This is a genomic window from Latilactobacillus curvatus JCM 1096 = DSM 20019 (assembly GCF_004101845.1).
GTDB lineage: Bacteria > Bacillota > Bacilli > Lactobacillales > Lactobacillaceae > Latilactobacillus > Latilactobacillus curvatus.
Map to the genome: position 1 here is coordinate 16,916 of NZ_CP026116.1, position 17,384 is coordinate 34,299.

Consider the following 17,384-nt stretch of genomic DNA (forward strand, 5'->3'; position numbering starts at 1 on the left):
GATTTACAATGCAGTATCGTTATTTATTTTTTGACATGGACAATACTTTATTCGATTTTGATGCGGATGAAGATCAAGCTTTGGCCCAATTATTCAAAGATCAAGGGGTTCAATTGATCCCAACAATTAAGACAACTTATCAGACCTTTAATCAAAACTTGTGGCGGCAGTATGAAGAAGGTACGTTAACCCGGGAAATATTATTGAACACACGCTTTGCAACCTTCTTTAAAGAACAGTTTAATCAGGAAGTTGATGGACCAAGATTGTCCCAAAATTATTTAGACAACTTGGCATTAGGCCATGATTTAATGCCACAAGCAGAAGCTCTGTTAAAGGCGTTAAAAGCAGCTAACATTAAGCTATATGTCACAACCAACGGGGTTGCCAACACGCAATATCGGCGGTTACAAGATTCAGGATTAATCACATATTTCGATGCCGTTTTTGTTTCGGAAGAGTTGGGATATCAAAAACCAGATCCACGGTATTTCCAAAGTGTCTTCCAACAATTAGAGGGGATCTCACAAGCAGAAGCTTTGATTGTCGGTGATTCACTTACTTCAGATGTGCAAGGTGGGCAGAACGTGGGTGTCGCCACAGCGTGGTATAACCCGAACCAGCTAGCAAATCAAATGACAGACATACAGCCAACACACGAAATTGAACACTTAATGGACTTATTGGCAATTTAAAAGCCGATTTGCGGCATTCAAGAGGAGTGGATAAAACATGAAAAAGCAACGATATTTTAGAATTAGCCTAGGTTGGCGAATCTTAATTGGAATCGGCCTAGGGTTAGTGGTTGGTCGGTTTTTCTACCATAATCAAACCGCTATCTCAATCTTACAATCAATTGGAACCTTGTTCATCAATTTAATTAAGATGATTGTGTTACCAATTGTTGTTTCCTGTTTGGTCGTTGGGATTGCCAAGATGGGTGATATCAAAAAACTTGGCCGAATTGGTGGTAAGACGTTATTGTATTTCGAAGTGATGACGACCTTCGCAATTATTCTCGGATTAGCTGTCGGCAATATTGCTAAACCAGGAGCGCTGATTGACATTCATAGTTTGGCACATGGCTCAATTAGTCAGTACACAGCAGCCGCTAAGACCGCTGGAAATCATGGCTTGGGTGATATCATCATGGATATCGTGCCAACGAATTTCTTTGCGGCCTTGGGGTCTGGTGAAATGATTCCAGTCATCTTCTTTACGGTCATGTTCGGTTTAGGGTTGGCGACCTTTGGTAAAAAGGCAACCCCGCTCATCGATGCTTTTGAAATGATTTCAGAGGTTATGTTCAAGATGACAAACTGGATTATGCAGTTAGCACCAATCGGGGTGTTTGCATTAATCGGGGTTACAATTGCCCAATTCGGATTTGAAGCTTTGAAACCATTGCTCTATTTCATCATCGTTTGTTACGCAACGATGGCATTTTTCGTGGTTGTTGTGGCTGGGTTGGTCGCGCGGATTTGGCACATCAATATCTTTGAAATCTTGAAAGTTTTCAAAGAAGAATTGGTGCTAGCCTTTTCAACGGCGAGTTCAGAAGCAGCGTTACCCAAAGTAATGGAAAAAGTGCAAAATTACGGTGTTAGTCAAGGGATTGCTTCTTTTGTCATTCCAACGGGTTATTCATTTAACTTGGACGGTTCGGCAATCTACCAATCGCTAGCGGCGCTGTTTTTGGCGCAAGCCTATCACATTCATTTAAGCCTCACCCAACAAATTACTCTATTGGTGGTCTTGATGATTACCTCTAAAGGGATGGCTGGGGTCCCTGGTGCTTCATTCGTTGTCTTATTAGCAACAATCACCACAATCGGCGTTCCGGCTGCTGGTGTCGCCTTCATTGCGGGGATTGATCGGATTGTGGATATGGGACGAACTGCCGTTAACGTAATGGGAAACTCATTAGCAGCAGTCATTATTGCCAAGTCAGAGAACGAATTTGATGAACAAAAATATCAACAATATATGAGTGGCAATGAACTTAAATAAAGCAAAGACCTTAAATCAATCGATTTAAGGTCTTTTTTGTATAAAAAACGATTTTAGCACACCGCAAACATTAGCGGTATCTAATTATAAAAGCTTAAGTAATGCGACTTTTAGCGCTTTTTTGTCGATTATCTAGACCAATTTCGCAGATAATCTAAAAAATGATTAGACAGATTAGAATTTTGTGGTAAAATTAATTCAGTAAAGCGTTTTAAAAAATAAAAACGTGGAACTGTTAACTCAGTCAATAATGTTTAAGCCATTATTTTTTTATATTAATTGATAGCGTTTTATTGATGAGTATGACAACTATTTTTATTAAGGAGGTTTTTGTGAATGGTTGGAATCGTTATTGCAAGTCACGGGGAGTTTGCTAAAGGAATCATGCAATCTGGCTCAATGATTTTTGGCGAACAAGAAAAAGTACAAGCTGTTACTTTTATGCCAAATGAAGGACCAGATGATTTGAAAGCGCATTTAGAAGCTGCCGTTGCAACGTTTGATGCAGATGATGACGTCTTATTCTTAGTTGATCTTTGGGGAGGTTCACCATTTAATCAAGCTAATGGGTTGTTCGAAGCACATAAAGATAAGTGGGCAATCGTTACAGGATTAAACTTACCAATGTTGATTGAAGCTTACGCATCTCGTTTATCTATGACATCTGCTCATGAAATCGCAGCACATATCATTGATGAAGCTAAAGCAGGGGTACGGGTTAAACCTGAAGAACTACAACCAGAAGAAGCACCTAAGGCAGAAGCCGCACAAACGACTTCAAACTCAGGCACACCTGGTAAGTTCAAATATGTCTTGGCACGAATTGATTCACGTTTATTACATGGTCAAGTTGCAACGACATGGTCGAAGACAACTAACCCAACACGGATTATCGTTGTTTCAGATAACGTTGCTAAAGATGAATTACGGACAAACTTAATTAAACAAGCTGCTCCTAGTGGCATCAAAGCACACGTCGTGCCAGTTGATCAAATGATTAAATTGGCAAAAGATGACCAACACTTTGGTAAGGAACGTGCTTTGTTATTATTTGAATCACCACAAGATGCACTTAGAGCAGTTGAAGGTGGCGTTCCATTAGAAACAATTAACGTTGGTTCAATGGCGCACTCAACTGGTAAAGTGCAACCAAATACTGTTTTGGCTTTTGACCAAGATGATATTGATACCTTTGAAAAACTAAAAGCTAAGGGCATCAAGTTCGATGTTCGTAAAGTGCCAAGTGACTCAAACGGTAACATGGATAGTATCCTTAAAAAAGCACAAGCAGAACTAGACAAACAAAATAACAAATAACATCAGAAGAAATTGGAGGATTAATAATCATGGATTTGAATTTCATTCAAGTGATTTTGGTCATTTTTATCGCATTTCTAGCTGGTATGGAAGGTATCTTAGATCAATTCCATTTCCATCAGCCAGTTATTGCTTGTACACTAATCGGTCTTGTAACCGGTCAATTACTACCTTGTCTTATCTTAGGTGGGACATTACAAATGATCGCCTTAGGTTGGGCTAACATTGGTGCCGCTGTTGCACCCGATGCTGCTTTGGCATCAATCGCATCTGCAATTATTTTAATACTTGGTGGCCAAGGAAAAGCCGGCGTTACATCAGCTATCGCTATCGCTGTTCCTCTTGCCGTAGCCGGGTTATTATTAACAATCATCGTACGGACATTAGCAACTGGTATCGTGCACATCATGGATGCTGCTGCTAAAGAAGGTAACTTCCGTAAGATCGAAATGTGGCAATATATCGCTATTATCATGCAAGGTTTACGAATCGCTATTCCTGCAGGCTTAATCTTAGCAATCGGTGCTGGCCCTGTTAAAGAAATGTTGACAGCAATGCCAATCTGGTTAACAGACGGTTTAGCAATCGGTGGTGGGATGGTCGTTGCCGTTGGTTACGCAATGGTTATCAACATGATGGCAACTAAAGAAGTATGGCCATTCTTCGCAATTGGTTTCGTACTTGCTACTATCTCACAATTGACACTTATCGGCCTTGGTGCAATCGGTGTTTCACTTGCCCTATTATACTTAGCCCTTTCAAAACAAGGCGGCTCAGGTAATGGCGGCGGTTCAAATACTGGTGACCCACTTGGCGATATTATCGACAACTACTAAGAAGGAGGCTAACAATTATGGCAGAACAATTAAAATTAACGCGTAAAGATCGTATTTCTGTTTGGCTACGTTCAACTTTCCTTCAAGGTTCTTGGAACTACGAACGTATGCAAAATGGTGGTTGGGCTTACTCATTAATCCCAGCAATTAAGAAATTATACAAAACAAAAGAAGACCGGGCAGCTGCTTTAGTTCGTCACATGGAATTCTTTAATACTCATCCTTATGTTGCTTCACCAATAATCGGGGTAACTTTGGCACTTGAAGAAGAACGTGCTAATGGTGCACCAATTGATGATGTTACAATTCAAGGGGTTAAAGTTGGGATGATGGGACCTTTGGCTGGTATCGGCGATCCCGTATTCTGGTTCACTGTTAAACCAATCATCGGTGCTTTGGCTGCTTCACTTGCTATGAGTGGTAACATTCTTGGCCCAATCATTTACTTTATCGCTTGGAATGCTATCCGGATGTCATTCATGTGGTATACACAAGAATTCGGCTACCGTGCTGGTTCAAAGATTACAGAAGATTTATCTGGTGGTATTTTGCAAGACATCACAAAGGGTGCTTCAATCCTTGGGATGTTCATCTTAGGTTCGTTGGTTAACCGTTGGGTATCTGTCAAGTTTACGCCAGTTGTTTCATCTGTTAAGTTGGACAAAGGCGCATTCATCGACTGGGATAAATTACCTAGCGGTGCTAAGGGCATTCAATCAGCCTTACAACAACAGGCTCAAGGTTTGTCATTGACAAGCAATAAAGTGACAACGTTGCAAGACAACTTGGACAGCTTGATTCCTGGGTTAGCTGCATTAGGATTAACATTATTCTGTATGTGGTTACTTAAGAAGAAAGTCTCACCAATCGTGATTATTCTTGGCTTATTCGTAGTCGGAATTGTCTTCCATCTATTACACTTAATGTAAAAGAGTGCGCAATAAGCTGGGTATCTTCTGAGGATTAGCCTAATCAGGCGAATTACCAACAAAGTCGGTGATTTGGCAAATTTGGTTAACCGCAGGAATATGCCTACTGAAGCACGTTTAGAAAACAAAGGAGGGGCTAGGACAAAGTCAATTTGTCCTAGCCCCTCCTTTTTATAAAAGCGTATAATGAAAGTAAGTTTTTGGAAATGGAGTCGATATTATGGTTCAATCGATTAATACAAAGGTGGACTTAGTGATTAAAGCCACGTCGTTTACAGCACTCTCTGATTATGGACAAATCATGATCGGGGATAGAGGGTTTGAATTTTTCAATGATCGTGACGCACGACAATTTATTCAAATTCCATGGGAAGAAGTTGACTATGTGATTGCATCAGTCATGTTCAAAGGCAAGTGGATTCCCCGCTATGCTATCCAAACAAAGAAAAATGGGACGTATACTTTTGCTTCAAAGGAACCCAAAAAATTGCTCCGCGCCATTCGCGAGTATGTGCCCGCAGAACGCTTAGTTCAATCACTAGGGGTCTGGGATGTGATTAAGCGTGTGTTTAAACGCAAATCAAATTAACTTCAGGAAGGTGTGACCAATATTGGTCACACCTTTTTTGAATCGAATTGCCTGTGATTTTAATTGGTACCGATTTGAGTGGCGTGCTAGAATATCATATAAGGTTGATTGTTCAACATTTTAAAAAATTAAGTTAAATGAGGTAATGATCATGGGATTTGATGAAGCGATTAATGCAATTAAGGCTGGCAAAAAAGTGGTACGGACTGGCTGGGATGGTCCAGAATTATTTATTTTCCAAGTGGCCGATGGGACATTCGAGGGGCAAGCAATTAGTCCCTACCTATTAATTAAAACAACCGAAACACCAGCATACTCAATGTTCCAACCAACATCGTGTGATGTATTGGCTGATGATTGGCAATTGGTCGACTAATGGGGCATTTTGCAGATTTAGCGACTAAAACCATTTTAATTACCGGGGCGGCATCGGGAATTGGGCGCGCTCAAGTGGCCGCTTTTTTAGCAGAGGGGGCATTGGTGTTAGCACTTGATCGCCAGCCGATTGAAGTCCCTGTTGATAGTCGGTGCATCACAGCGCAGGTTGATGTTTGTGATGAAACGCAATTAACAATGACATTAGCGACTTTACTGGCAGAATATGGCCCAATCGATGTGGTCTGCAACACGGCAGGTGTGTTGGATGCTTATGCACCAACGCTTGATACCAGTAGTGCGGATTGGGATCGAATTATGGCAACGAATTTAAAAAGTCAATATCTTGTAACAAATGCGATCTTGCCAACAATGGTTGCGCAAAAGCGTGGGGTATTCGTTAATATGGCTTCGATTGCTGGGCTAGTTGCTGGTGGCGGTGGTGCGGCTTATACGGCATCGAAACACGCCATCATTGGCTATACAAAGCAGCTTGATTATGATTACGCCGCTAAAGGGATTCGCGCCAACTGTATCGCCCCAGGTGCGATTGAGACGCCGATGAACGCAGCCGATTTTGCGGGGACTGGTGAGATGGCACAAGAAGTTGCCCGTCAGACACCAGCGGGGCGTTGGGCGCAACCAACTGAAGTTGCGAACTTAAGTGTTTACTTGGCGAGTGAGGTTGCGGATTACATTCATGGTACCGTCGTTCCAATTGATGGTGGCTGGATTGAAAAATAACGCTGACTAAGGAGATTATGATGGCAAAACAAATTAAATTAAGTCAAACCGTTTATGAATTGGTAACGGCCTATCCTGAAGTGGTGCCAGTGCTTGTTGAAATCGGACTTGATGGGGTCACGAACCCAGCGCTTTTGAATACTGCGGGGCGTTTTATGACATTGCCTAAAGGGGCTAAGATGAAGCAAATTCCTTTGACGACGATTATCGCTAGTCTAGAAGCACAAGGATTCGAGGTGTTAGCTGATGACTGAGCAACAGTATAGCAGTGCGTACCGCCAAAAACGAATCGTGGAGATCTTAAAAATGCTGCATGAAGGTGGCTCGTTTGAAGAGGCTAAGCGGATTTTTGATGAGTCCTTCTCTGGGGTTGATGTGTCTGAAATTACGTCTGCTGAACGGGAATTGATTGCCAGTGGCTTGAACCCGATGGAGATTCAACATTTGTGTAATGTCCATGCTGCGGTTTTCAAGGGGGCGATTAATTCAAACGGGGCTGAAACGCCGGAACAAGAACAGCCAGGACACCCAGTCGCTGTGATGAAATTAGAAAATTTGGTCATGAACTCGCTCTTAAATGATGAATTACTGCCATGTTTGAAGAAATGGCAGCAGTCAGGGACTGATCAAAATTATCTCGTGCGGATGCAACAAGCGTTAAAAGATTTACAGTTGATCGACCGCCACTATTTACGGAAAGAAAACTTAATTTTTCCGTTGATGGATCAATATGGAATTACTGCACCACCCAAAGTGATGTGGGGTGTGGATGATCAAATTCGGGGGTTGGTGAAGACGGCCTATCAAATGGTAACTGCGGAACCAATTCCGGATAAATATGCAATTGAAGCAGCCGTTGAAAAGATGAGCAAAGAAATTCAAGAAATGATTTTCAAAGAAGAAGAAATCATGATTCCGATGGTTAATGAAGTCTTTACACCAGCTGACTGGGGACTAATTGCTTCTGAAAGCCAACCAATCGGGTATACCTTAATTCCAGACCCATTACCATGGCAACCAAGTGCTGAAGCTATTGCGGCGGCCGAAAAGCGGACCGTGCCGAAGATTGCGCAAGAACTGAATGCGATGGCGCAATCGTTGGCGGATGCGCAAATGACGACCCAAACAACGCCACCAGAACCGGCACCAACTTCGATGGCGGCAGCGGCTAATATTCCGTTTGAAATTCACGGACAACCTGTACCAAAAGCCCCCGCTGAAAAAGATGAAGGAAAACCAGAAATGCCTGATTTTGTGAAGGCAATGTTAGCTGACGAAAAAGAAGCGGCACCAAAAGCGAAGGTTCAAGCACGTCGAGAAGCACCACAACCCCATATCGAAATTGGCGTGGATAACCAAGCTAAAATCGTTCTACCATCTGGGTCGATGAATATTAGTGAATTGACGGCGATTCTCCAAGTACTACCGCTTGATTTAACCTTTGTCGATCAAAACGATATTGTGCAGTGGTTCTCAGATAACGAGCATCGTATTTTCCCAAGAACCCGGGCAGTGATTGGCCGCGCGGTTGTGAACTGCCATCCACCAAAGAGTGTGGATAAGGTTGAGAAAATTTTAGCGGACTTTCATGCGGGGCGAGAAGACCATGCTGATTTTTGGTTGAACTTCCGCGGGATGTTCGTCTATATTCGCTATTTTGCGGTTCGTGATCCACAGGGACAATACTTAGGCTGTTTAGAAGTCAGTCAGGATTTAACGGAACTCCGTGCACTAACAGGCGAAAAACGGTTATAAAAATGCATTAAGAGGAGAAAAGAGATGCAACAAATTATTTTATTACTTGCCGTCGGTGTTTTAGCCGGCGTGTTGGGTTCAATCTTAGGGATTGGTGGCGGGATCATTGTAACCCCCGTATTAACGCTAGCGATTGGCCTAGATATTAAATACGCGATTGGGGCCAGCATTATTGCCGTGATTGCAACAAGTTCTGGTGCAACTATCGCCTATTTGAAAGATGATATGCTCAACTTACGAGTGGCGATGTTCCTAGAAATTGCAACGACCGTCGGGGCGATTATCGGGGCGTTATTGACCGGCATCGTACCAACTGGATTCTTATTCATCTTATTCGGCGCATTCTTGCTATTTTCAACGTACAACATGATTCAAAAATTACGTGGTAAAGTTGCAGAACAACACGTCGGCGCTGGTGAAGATAAGTGGGCCAAGAAGTTGAACTTAAATGGCACTTACTACGATAAGGCCAACCAAGAACAAGTCGACTACGCTGTTGAACAAGTACCAGGCGGCTTTGCCATGATGTTCGGGGCCGGCATTGCTTCTGGCTTGCTCGGTATCGGGAGTGGGGTATTCAAAGTGACCGCCATGGATACGATTATGAAGATGCCATTGAAACCATCAAGTGCCACGAGTAATTTGATGATGGGGGTTACGGCAGCAGCTTCGGCCACTGTTTATTTCTTCAGCGGTGCGATTATTCCCAGCGTTGCTGCACCGTTAGCAATCGGAATTTTGGTAGGTTCCACTGTGGGTTCACGGATTATGCAGTATTTGCAACCACGTGTGATTCGCATGATTTTTATCCCCATTTTGTTATACACAGGTTTACAAATGGTGCTTAAAGGATTCGGGGTGCATATTTAATGACAGATAAAAAAGCAGAGATGGCTCAAATTGAACTCGTCATCGGTAAAATTTTACGCATTGGGGTGGCGGTTTCAGCAACGCTGCTCATTATTGGCATGTTACTTGCGATTATTCATGGCGGTACAGGTTATTCAGAATATCAATTTCCAACGACCTTTACCGAAATTTTCAGTGGCATTGCTGCATTTAAGGCTGGCGCTGTGATTATGTTGGGCTTATTCTGCCTCATTTTAACGCCAGTCTTGCGTGTGGTGGTATCAATCTACGCATTTGCTAAAGAAGGGGATTACCTCTACGTTTGGATTACGGTTATTGTGTTGGTCATCTTAATCATCGGGATGGCAATTGGTTTTATAAAGAAATAAAGAGTGGTTTATTAGCTCAGTATCTCGCGAGGATTAAAAAAAGGGCCAACGACAAACATGTTTGTCGTTGGCCCTTTTTTTTGTGGTGAATTAGGCTAATCCGCAGAAGATAACCGGGCTTACTGCGCACTCTGATTTAAAACGTGCTCCGACAGACATCCGCTTCCGGTTAGCTACGTCCCGCAAACAATCGACGTCGTCGCTTATTCACGAGATTAGGCTAATCCTCAGCGTATAATCGTCTGCCGTCGCACTCTATTTTGAAACGTGCTCCGTAAGCCATCTTCTTCCGGTTAGCGACATCAGTCAAATCACCGACTTTGTCGGCAATCCGCCTGATTAAGCTAATCCTCAGAAGATAACCGGGCTTACTGCGCACTCTATTCCATTCCTAGTATTCTTTTCTTTTTTTCTTCGAATTCTTCGTGGGTCATTAGGCCATCGTCGCGCATTTTGAGGTAGGCCATAATGAGATCACCAGTTTTAACGTAACTGAGGTCTTCTTCTTCAACGGTTGGTTTTTCGAGGAAGTCCGCTAAGGCTGTGTATAACTTGCGCACAGCGAGGTTATCGTCGGGTTCGAAACTGATGACGATTTTTTCGAGGGCGTGGTTGGGTTTTTGGTAGAGAATTTGGAGATGACCATGCCGATAAGTCGCTTCAAAAAAGCGGACCGATTTTAATTTGCTAAACGGAATGTCACGATCCTGGTTTTGTTTCTTCTTAAACAGTCCGGGATAGTGAATTGTTAGGATATTTTCGTCATAGGTTAATTCGAGTTTTTGAGGTTTTTTAATGAGATAAGTTTGCATCGCTTGCTCCTTTAATCATTCTTAAGTAAAAGCACGGTAGTTCTTAATAAATGAAGCCTAAACTTACCTTTATCATAGTAGACAGTGACCCTAAATAGCAAGCTGTTCGTATTGGTTTATGAAATGAGGTGGGATGATGAAATTTTTTATGGGTATTCGCAACGGCCTGTTAGTGGCATTACCGATTTGGTGTTTAATAATCTTCTCAATTACGTATTGGTTACGCTAAAATAAAAAAACGGGCGCCGCACAAAAACTGTGCAGTGCCCGTTTTTTAACGTAAATTGGCTGTTTTTTAGGTCTAAAGACGGTTTTTATGCTAGTATGAATAGATTACAATTAGTGACATTGATTGCATCTAGGCGATGTAATTATTATAATGAAATCAAATGTCCAAAGATAAGGAGGAGGAAACCAATTGAATATTGGGATATTTACGGACACCTACTTTCCACAAGTCAGTGGTGTGGCAACCTCCATTAAAACATTAAAAGAAGCCCTAGAAAAACAAGGGCATTCGGTCTACATATTTACAACGACCGATCCACATGTTGACAAAGATGCAGTCGAACCGAATATTTTCCGGTTTGCTAGTGTCCCGTTTGTCTCATTTACGGATCGGCGAATTGCTGTGCGCGGCTTATTTCACGCTTATCAAGTGGCTAAGGAATTGGATCTCGATATCGTGCATACCCAGACCGAATTTTCGATGGGCTACATCGGGAAGTTTGTCGCTAAAAATTTAAAAATTCCTTGTTTACATACGTATCATACGATGTACGAGGATTATTTACACTATGTTTTAAACGGGAAGTTATTACGGCCATACCATGTTAAGCAAATGACAAAGGCCTTTTTATATCACATGTCAGGCATCGTGGCACCATCAGAGCGGGTTTCTCAAACCTTAAATGGCTATCAAGTGAAGGCCCCCATCCGGATTATTCCGACCGGGGTCGATATTAGTCGCTTTGAGCGCGAAGTGACCCGCGACATACGGGCCGAATTGGGCTTGACGCCAGAACAACCTGTGCTCTTATCATTGAGTCGCGTTGCTTATGAAAAACGGATTGATATCTTAGTTGATGCGTTACCCAAACTAGTCGCCCAAACACCAGATTTAATGTTAGTGATTGTTGGTGAAGGTCCAGCTCGAGAAGATTTAGAAGCTCAGGTTGCCAGGTTAAACATGACCGACCACGTGATTTTCACTGGAATGGTTGATAACGATGAAGTTGCAAATTATTATCATATGGCGAATCTTTTTGTCTCCGCCAGTGACTCTGAATCACAAGGATTAACTTATATTGAAGCGATGGCCGCTGAACTCAAGATTGTCGTCATGACAAGTCCATATGCGGCTGAGTTATTAACTGATCCTTCAATTGGGACGACATTTACGAACGAAGATGAAATGATCCATCAAGTATCGAATTATTTGAATCATCCACATGCATTTGATGATCCAGCACCGCGCCGAAAGAAGTTGCATGCTATTTCGGCGGATTACTTTGCGGAACAGATGATTCATTTCTATAAGCAATCACAGCTATTATATGACGAATTAAAGTTAGACCAAGATGATTTATTGGAATTAGAAGATTTAGATACTAAAAAATAAGTCGCGTTGGCGGAAAACTGTTGATCATTTAATCAACAGTTTTTTCATATCGTTGCTAATAACAAGAAAAAGGGTCGTTTATGAGTAGAACGAATAAGATTGTTTTTGCAGTCATGCTGTTGATTGGGTGTGGGATTTTTGCCTATGAAAGTCGCACGCTGGCGTTGAAACAGCTGTTTATCGATATTAGTCATCTGAAACTTTGGTGGCTGTTGGTCGCCTTATTATGTATGTTAATTTCGTGGTTTTTCGAAGCACTTGTCTTACGCGTCTTTCTAAAAGACCGCACAGAACACTTTTCTTTATACAATGCGCTTCGGATTCCGTTGATTGCACAACTATTCAATGCGATTACACCGTTTTCTTCAGGTGGACAACCGGCACAACTGGTAGCGTTGATGCAATCCCGTGTAGAAGCTGGGCAAGCTAGCTCAGTACTGCTGATGAAGTTTATTGTTTACCAATTCATGGTACTGGTGAATTTCTTATTAAGTATGATGATTGGTTTCTCGCAAGTTTCCAAGCATTTTGGGACGCTGTCGATTTTGATTACTTTCGGATTAATCGTGCATGTGGTTGTGTTAGCCGTATTGTTGCTAATCATGTATTACAATCGATTTACGAAACAGTTAGTGCACTGGTTATTAATTCCGGTGGGCTGGTTCGTCTCCCAAAAACGGGTGACGGAATGGCGGACAATGTTAATGGCCAAAATCGATACCTTTTACGCGGAGAGTCTACACCTTAAACGCGAGAAAAAGAAACTAATCAAGGGCTGTATTTTAACCCTTGGGCAACTTTTTTTCTATTATAGTGTGCCATACTTTGTCTTATTGGCACTTGGCATCCCGCATGTTAATTATTTAGAGGTGATGGTCTTACACATCATGATTGTCATGATTGTCTCGCTCTTTCCAGTTCCAGGCGGTTCTGGTGGGGCAGAATATAGTTTTAAGACGTTATTTGCCACTTTTATCCCGAGTTCAAGTAAACTGGTGTTAGGCATGTTGCTCTGGCGATTGTTTACGTACTATCTCGGGATGTTCATGGGGATTGGGGCGTTAGCAGTTAAACCACGAGTAACTGATAAAAAGTAGGAGGCGTTTTTGATGCAACCAACAATTGGCTTCATTGGAACAGGTGTCATGGGTAGTAGCATGGTCAAGAATTTATTGAAGGCAGACTATCCAGTTGTCGTGTATAACCGGACAAAACAAAAAGCGGATGCAGTTGTGGCACTCGGTGCAACATGGGCTGATTCACCAGCAGCGGTTGTCGCGCAAAGTCAGATTGTGTTATCAATCGTCGGTTATCCGCAAGATGTCGAAGCCATCTATTATGGTGAAGACGGAATTTTTAGTGCTGCACAACCTGATCAGATTTTGGTGGATATGACGACCAGCACGCCAACATTGGCGCAGAGAATTGCCAAAACAGCAGCTGACAAAGGTCTGCAAGCATTAGATGCGCCTGTTTCTGGTGGCGATATCGGCGCCCAAAACGGGACGTTGACGATTATGGTCGGTGGCGATCAAGCTGCCTATGAAACGGCATTACCCGTTTTTGAAGCAATGGGTAAGACTGTCCATCGCTTCGGTGCTGCCGGGACAGGCCAACATACAAAGATGGCCAATCAAATCATGATTGCTGGCACAATGACCGGAATGACAGAGATGTTAGTGTATGCTAAAGCAGCCGGATTAGAACTAGAAGCGGTTTTAAACACGGTTAATGGTGGGAGTGCTCAGAACTGGAGCCTTGCAAACTATGGTCCACGTATTCTAGCGCAAGACTATACACCAGGCTTTTTCGCAAAACATTTTTTGAAGGATTTAAAGATTGCATTAACGGAATCCGAAAAGATGGGGCTCCATTTACCAGCTACGCTTCAAGCTAAGAAACTCTATGCGCAGCTCGTTAATGATAAACAATTAGGCGACGATGGCACCCAAGCTTTAATTAAATTATGGTGGCCTTCTGCAAAATAATTGGATATAAACGGTGCAGAAGTGCTCTTTTTCTGATAAACTGATAGTTAGTTATTAAAGGAGGCTTCGCCATGCAATCATCACAGTTAGTTGCGATTATCAAACGTCTGGTAGCAATGCAAGAAGATCAAAGCGCTGAGGTTCAAGAAAGACGTTTTGAAAAGGACGGCGATTTAAAAGCAACTGTTAGCTATGATCCTCAAGCTCAAGCATTTGAACTTGAAGACAGCAACACACATCAACAATTCCAATTTGACAATATTGATTTAGTTGCAATGGAACTATACGATTTATTAGCAGACTAGTTAATTAACCATTGAGTATCGAATTACTTGATGGTTTTTTTGCTACTTAAGCAGGTGATAGCCTTGCTCAGTTGCGACTCAGATTATTAAAAATGGTTTAATATTTGGCATTCAAGCCGGTTACATATTGCTTTTCATTTCACGGATGTGTAAACTAACTTTCAGATTGTCAACGGCTTTTAAAGCCCAACGACCTTTAACGGAGGCTACTGTATCGATGAAACAAATTGGTCATAAAATTCAATCAGGATTAAGCACACGATGGGGATTCTTCCTTTTCGCAGTTGCGCTATTCTGGCTTAAAACAATTTACGCATATCAAACAAAATTTAACTTAGGCGTCAAAGGTGGCATGCAGGCCTTCTTAATGACGATTAATCCCATTCCAACAACCTTATTGCTATTTGGGATTGCCTTGTTTATGAATGGCCGAAAGTCATACATTACGTTGATTATTATTGATTTAATAACCTCAACTTGGTTATTCTCGAATATTTTGTATTACCGTGAATTTTCAGACTTCTTAACGTTTAACTTAATGAAGGGCTCTGGTGCGGTATCAAATAACTTGGGCAAGAGTATTGCTGGGATTATTGAATATTCTGATTTCCTAGTTTTCGCTGATGTTTTATTGCTAATCATCTTATTGGCTACTAAGTTAGTGAAGATTGATCACCGTGTCTTTATGAAGCGGAATGCATTTGCAATTACTGGGTTAGCTGTTGTGTTATTCGGTGCCAACCTCGGGATTGCAGAAGCAGATCGTTCTGGGTTATTAACCCGGACGTTCGATAACAACTACATCATTAAGTATCTTGGGATGAATGCATACACTGTCTATGATGGCGTGAAGACGACCAAGAATAATGCGATTAAGGCTAATGCTGATAGTAGTAGTATGAGCAGTGTCTTGAAGTATATGAAGGACAACCGGGTTGCACCCAATGTTGAATACACTGGCGTGGCTAAGGGTAAGAACGTCTTTGTTATCCATTTAGAGAGTTTCCAACAATTTTTAATTGATTATAAGTGGGACGGTCAAGAAGTCACACCAAATATCAATAAGCTATATCACGACCAAAACACCCTCAGTTTCGACAATTTCTTTAACCAAGTTGGTCAAGGTAAGACGGCTGATGCTGAATTAATGCTCGAAAACTCATTGTTCGGGTTACCTGAAGGGGCCGCCATGGTCACTCAAGGGACAACCAATACCTTCCAAGCAGCACCATCAATTCTAGATCAACAAGGTTACACAACCGCTTCATTCCATGGGGATGTGCCAAGTTTCTGGAATCGGGATAATACCTACAAGTCATGGGGCTATGATTACTTCTTCAGTTCTCAATACTTTAAAGAAGGTAAAGGCTACAACGTGGGTTATGGCTTGAAAGATAAGATCTTCATGCAAGACTCAGCCCAATACATTGAACAATTACCACAACCGTTCTATGCTAAATTAATCACCGTGACAAATCACTATCCATACTTATTGGATAAACAAAATCAATCAATTGCTAAGACCGATACTGGTGATGATACAGTTGATGGTTATGTGCAAACCGCTAAGTATTTGGATCAATCAATTGGTGAATTCTTAGCTTGGTTACAAAAGACTGGCTTAGATAAGAATAGTATGCTCGTTCTATATGGCGATCATTATGGGATTTCAGGGAACCATAAGAAGGCTGTTGCGAAGTTATTGAATCAGGATAAATTTACTGATTTTGATAATGCGCAATTCCAAAAAGTACCGTTCATGGTGCATATGGATGGGTTAAAAGGTGGCGTTAACCATACCTATGGTGGTGAAATTGACGTTTTACCAACCTTATTGAACCTATTAGGTGTAAAAAATGACGATACCATCCAATTTGGTTCGGATTTACTTGCGCCTAACCGCAATCAGACGGTTGTCTTTAGAAATGGGGACTTTGTCACACCACAGTATACGAAGGTAGGCAGCACCTATTACGATACGACTAATGGGAAGACGCTGACGAATTTAACGGCAGCGCAGAAGAAGCAATTAACGGCAATCAGTGAACATGTAACGGAAGAATTGTCACTTTCTGACAAGGTAATCACCGGCGATCTACTTCGATTCTATACACCACAAGGATTCGAAAAACCAGATAAGTCTAAGATTAGCTACAAGGTGAAAGATGCTAAAGCTAAGTTGAAAGACAGTAACAATAAAACGAGTGTTATCCAGCAAAATAATGGTAAGTCAACAATGGACCTTTATGAAACGGATGCACCTGAATTGAAGTAAAGTATGTAAAGACGTTACGGGACTCGCGTAACGTCTTTTTTTGAGCAAAGATACTTGTCAGTCTCGTCAAAAAAAGGTACGATTACAGCAATAAGGATATATGATAATGATTATCATTAGCGAAAGGTGGTGGCAAAATGAGTCACATCGTGCAACAAACGTTACGGAAACTCAAAGAACACAACGTACGGATCACGCCACAGCGGCAAGCTGTTTTGGAATTCATGATTGGCACTCATATGCATCCGACTGCAGACGATGTCTATAAGGCGCTAGCAGGGCGCTTTCCGAATATGAGTGTTGCGACAATCTATAATAACTTGCGTCTGTTTACCTCATTAGGGATTATTGAAGAAATGGCTTATGGAGATGCATCCAGTCATTTTGATTTTGCGCAGACCAAGCATTATCACGCTATTTGTGAGAACTGTGGAAAAGTAGTTGATGTTTTTTATCCGGAGTTAGATGATGTAGAAGTGATTGCTGAGAATCTAACGGGGTTTATGGTAACTGGGCACCGAATGGAAGTGCATGGTATCTGTCCAGAATGCCAAGCAAAGCTTGCAAATAACTAAGTTGTTTGAATATTT

Annotated in this window: 19 protein-coding genes; 18 read left to right on the plus strand and 1 reads right to left on the minus strand. The window is 41.9% G+C overall.

The genetic code is table 11. The annotated features are described in order from the left end of the window. Window positions 1-8 precede the first annotated feature (8 nt). The 12 genes from LCU_RS00205 (at window position 9) to LCU_RS00260 (ending at window position 9,793) form a co-directional block, all read left to right on the plus strand. On the plus strand, window positions 9-695 hold the full coding sequence (locus tag LCU_RS00205; protein ID WP_056966647.1) for a YjjG family noncanonical pyrimidine nucleotidase: 687 nt from the start codon (window positions 9-11) through the stop codon (window positions 693-695). 37 nt (window positions 696-732) lie between these two features. Then, on the plus strand, window positions 733-2,010 hold the full coding sequence (locus tag LCU_RS00210; protein ID WP_039099047.1) for a dicarboxylate/amino acid:cation symporter: 1,278 nt from the start codon (window positions 733-735) through the stop codon (window positions 2,008-2,010). Between the two features lie 336 nt (window positions 2,011-2,346). After that, a complete protein-coding gene (locus tag LCU_RS00215; protein ID WP_039099045.1) occupies window positions 2,347-3,327 on the plus strand; it encodes a mannose/fructose/sorbose PTS transporter subunit IIA in 981 nt (326 codons plus the stop codon). A gap of 29 nt (window positions 3,328-3,356) precedes the next feature. Then, window positions 3,357-4,163, plus strand: a complete 807-nt coding sequence (locus tag LCU_RS00220; protein WP_054644529.1) for a PTS mannose/fructose/sorbose transporter subunit IIC — start codon at window positions 3,357-3,359, stop codon at window positions 4,161-4,163. A 17-nt stretch (window positions 4,164-4,180) separates the two neighbouring features. Then, entirely contained in the window at window positions 4,181-5,092 is a 912-nt protein-coding gene (locus LCU_RS00225; protein WP_004270733.1) for a PTS system mannose/fructose/sorbose family transporter subunit IID, read from the plus strand. A gap of 220 nt (window positions 5,093-5,312) precedes the next feature. Further along, window positions 5,313-5,681: a DUF956 family protein gene (locus LCU_RS00230; RefSeq protein ID WP_039099040.1), complete on the plus strand. Its 369-nt coding sequence runs from the start codon at window positions 5,313-5,315 to the stop codon at window positions 5,679-5,681. A gap of 151 nt (window positions 5,682-5,832) precedes the next feature. Next, entirely contained in the window at window positions 5,833-6,057 is a 225-nt protein-coding gene (locus LCU_RS00235; protein WP_039099039.1) for a DUF2829 domain-containing protein, read from the plus strand. Then, the gene (locus LCU_RS00240; protein ID WP_056966649.1) at window positions 6,057-6,800 is read left to right on the plus strand and encodes a 3-oxoacyl-ACP reductase; all 744 of its coding nucleotides are present in this window, start codon (window positions 6,057-6,059) and stop codon (window positions 6,798-6,800) included. Before LCU_RS00235 ends, LCU_RS00240 begins: the two co-directional genes overlap by 1 nt. A 20-nt stretch (window positions 6,801-6,820) precedes the next feature. Then, window positions 6,821-7,054, plus strand: coding sequence for a DUF1858 domain-containing protein (locus tag LCU_RS00245; RefSeq protein WP_056966651.1), 234 nt, complete (start codon window positions 6,821-6,823; stop codon window positions 7,052-7,054). Beyond that, a complete protein-coding gene (locus tag LCU_RS00250; protein ID WP_056966653.1) occupies window positions 7,047-8,555 on the plus strand; it encodes a DUF438 domain-containing protein in 1,509 nt (502 codons plus the stop codon). The genes LCU_RS00245 and LCU_RS00250 overlap by 8 nt, the downstream gene beginning before the upstream one ends. Window positions 8,556-8,579: 24 nt before the next feature. Beyond that, window positions 8,580-9,425 carry a sulfite exporter TauE/SafE family protein gene (locus tag LCU_RS00255; RefSeq protein ID WP_004270729.1) on the plus strand — a complete coding sequence of 282 codons (846 nt, stop codon included), beginning with the start codon at window positions 8,580-8,582 and terminating at the stop codon, window positions 9,423-9,425. Further along, window positions 9,425-9,793, plus strand: a complete 369-nt coding sequence (locus LCU_RS00260) for a DUF1634 domain-containing protein (protein ID WP_004270721.1) — start codon at window positions 9,425-9,427, stop codon at window positions 9,791-9,793. Before LCU_RS00255 ends, LCU_RS00260 begins: the two co-directional genes overlap by 1 nt. 380 nt (window positions 9,794-10,173) lie before the next feature. On the opposite strand, the gene LCU_RS00265 is transcribed toward LCU_RS00260, so the two are convergent. Continuing rightward, window positions 10,174-10,605, minus strand: a complete 432-nt coding sequence (locus LCU_RS00265) for a hypothetical protein (RefSeq protein ID WP_056966884.1) — start codon at window positions 10,603-10,605, stop codon at window positions 10,174-10,176. Between the two features lie 418 nt (window positions 10,606-11,023). On the opposite strand from LCU_RS00265, the gene LCU_RS00270 reads away from it, so the two are divergent. From LCU_RS00270 to LCU_RS00295, 6 genes are all read left to right on the plus strand, one after another. Next, the gene (locus LCU_RS00270) at window positions 11,024-12,226 is read left to right on the plus strand and encodes a glycosyltransferase family 4 protein (protein WP_056966882.1); all 1,203 of its coding nucleotides are present in this window, start codon (window positions 11,024-11,026) and stop codon (window positions 12,224-12,226) included. Window positions 12,227-12,306: 80 nt separating this feature from the next. Next, window positions 12,307-13,323, plus strand: coding sequence for a lysylphosphatidylglycerol synthase transmembrane domain-containing protein (locus tag LCU_RS00275; protein ID WP_004271175.1), 1,017 nt, complete (start codon window positions 12,307-12,309; stop codon window positions 13,321-13,323). Between the two features lie 12 nt (window positions 13,324-13,335). Continuing rightward, window positions 13,336-14,214: an NAD(P)-dependent oxidoreductase gene (locus LCU_RS00280; protein ID WP_056966880.1), complete on the plus strand. Its 879-nt coding sequence runs from the start codon at window positions 13,336-13,338 to the stop codon at window positions 14,212-14,214. 71 nt (window positions 14,215-14,285) lie between these two features. Continuing rightward, entirely contained in the window at window positions 14,286-14,519 is a 234-nt protein-coding gene (locus tag LCU_RS00285) for a YkuJ family protein (protein ID WP_004271171.1), read from the plus strand. 217 nt (window positions 14,520-14,736) lie between these two features. Then, window positions 14,737-16,794: an LTA synthase family protein gene (locus LCU_RS00290; protein ID WP_056966878.1), complete on the plus strand. Its 2,058-nt coding sequence runs from the start codon at window positions 14,737-14,739 to the stop codon at window positions 16,792-16,794. 137 nt (window positions 16,795-16,931) lie between these two features. Continuing rightward, window positions 16,932-17,369, plus strand: coding sequence for a Fur family transcriptional regulator (locus LCU_RS00295; RefSeq protein ID WP_035187021.1), 438 nt, complete (start codon window positions 16,932-16,934; stop codon window positions 17,367-17,369). The last annotated feature ends 15 nt before the right edge of the window (window positions 17,370-17,384 follow it).

Coding starts and splice junctions, on each gene's coding strand:
- LCU_RS00245 (WP_056966651.1), top strand. CDS start 6,821: ATGGCAAAACAAATTAAATTAAGTCAAACCGTTTATGAATTGGTAACG.
- LCU_RS00260 (WP_004270721.1), top strand. CDS start 9,425: ATGACAGATAAAAAAGCAGAGATGGCTCAAATTGAACTCGTCATCGGT.
- LCU_RS00290 (WP_056966878.1), top strand. CDS start 14,737: ATGAAACAAATTGGTCATAAAATTCAATCAGGATTAAGCACACGATGG.
- LCU_RS00275 (WP_004271175.1), top strand. CDS start 12,307: ATGAGTAGAACGAATAAGATTGTTTTTGCAGTCATGCTGTTGATTGGG.
- LCU_RS00225 (WP_004270733.1), top strand. CDS start 4,181: ATGGCAGAACAATTAAAATTAACGCGTAAAGATCGTATTTCTGTTTGG.
- LCU_RS00220 (WP_054644529.1), top strand. CDS start 3,357: ATGGATTTGAATTTCATTCAAGTGATTTTGGTCATTTTTATCGCATTT.
- LCU_RS00250 (WP_056966653.1), top strand. CDS start 7,047: ATGACTGAGCAACAGTATAGCAGTGCGTACCGCCAAAAACGAATCGTG.
- LCU_RS00280 (WP_056966880.1), top strand. CDS start 13,336: ATGCAACCAACAATTGGCTTCATTGGAACAGGTGTCATGGGTAGTAGC.
- LCU_RS00285 (WP_004271171.1), top strand. CDS start 14,286: ATGCAATCATCACAGTTAGTTGCGATTATCAAACGTCTGGTAGCAATG.
- LCU_RS00255 (WP_004270729.1), top strand. CDS start 8,580: ATGCAACAAATTATTTTATTACTTGCCGTCGGTGTTTTAGCCGGCGTG.
- LCU_RS00240 (WP_056966649.1), top strand. CDS start 6,057: ATGGGGCATTTTGCAGATTTAGCGACTAAAACCATTTTAATTACCGGG.
- LCU_RS00295 (WP_035187021.1), top strand. CDS start 16,932: ATGAGTCACATCGTGCAACAAACGTTACGGAAACTCAAAGAACACAAC.
- LCU_RS00265 (WP_056966884.1), bottom strand. CDS start 10,605: ATGCAAACTTATCTCATTAAAAAACCTCAAAAACTCGAATTAACCTAT.
- LCU_RS00215 (WP_039099045.1), top strand. CDS start 2,347: ATGGTTGGAATCGTTATTGCAAGTCACGGGGAGTTTGCTAAAGGAATC.
- LCU_RS00230 (WP_039099040.1), top strand. CDS start 5,313: ATGGTTCAATCGATTAATACAAAGGTGGACTTAGTGATTAAAGCCACG.
- LCU_RS00210 (WP_039099047.1), top strand. CDS start 733: ATGAAAAAGCAACGATATTTTAGAATTAGCCTAGGTTGGCGAATCTTA.
- LCU_RS00235 (WP_039099039.1), top strand. CDS start 5,833: ATGGGATTTGATGAAGCGATTAATGCAATTAAGGCTGGCAAAAAAGTG.
- LCU_RS00205 (WP_056966647.1), top strand. CDS start 9: ATGCAGTATCGTTATTTATTTTTTGACATGGACAATACTTTATTCGAT.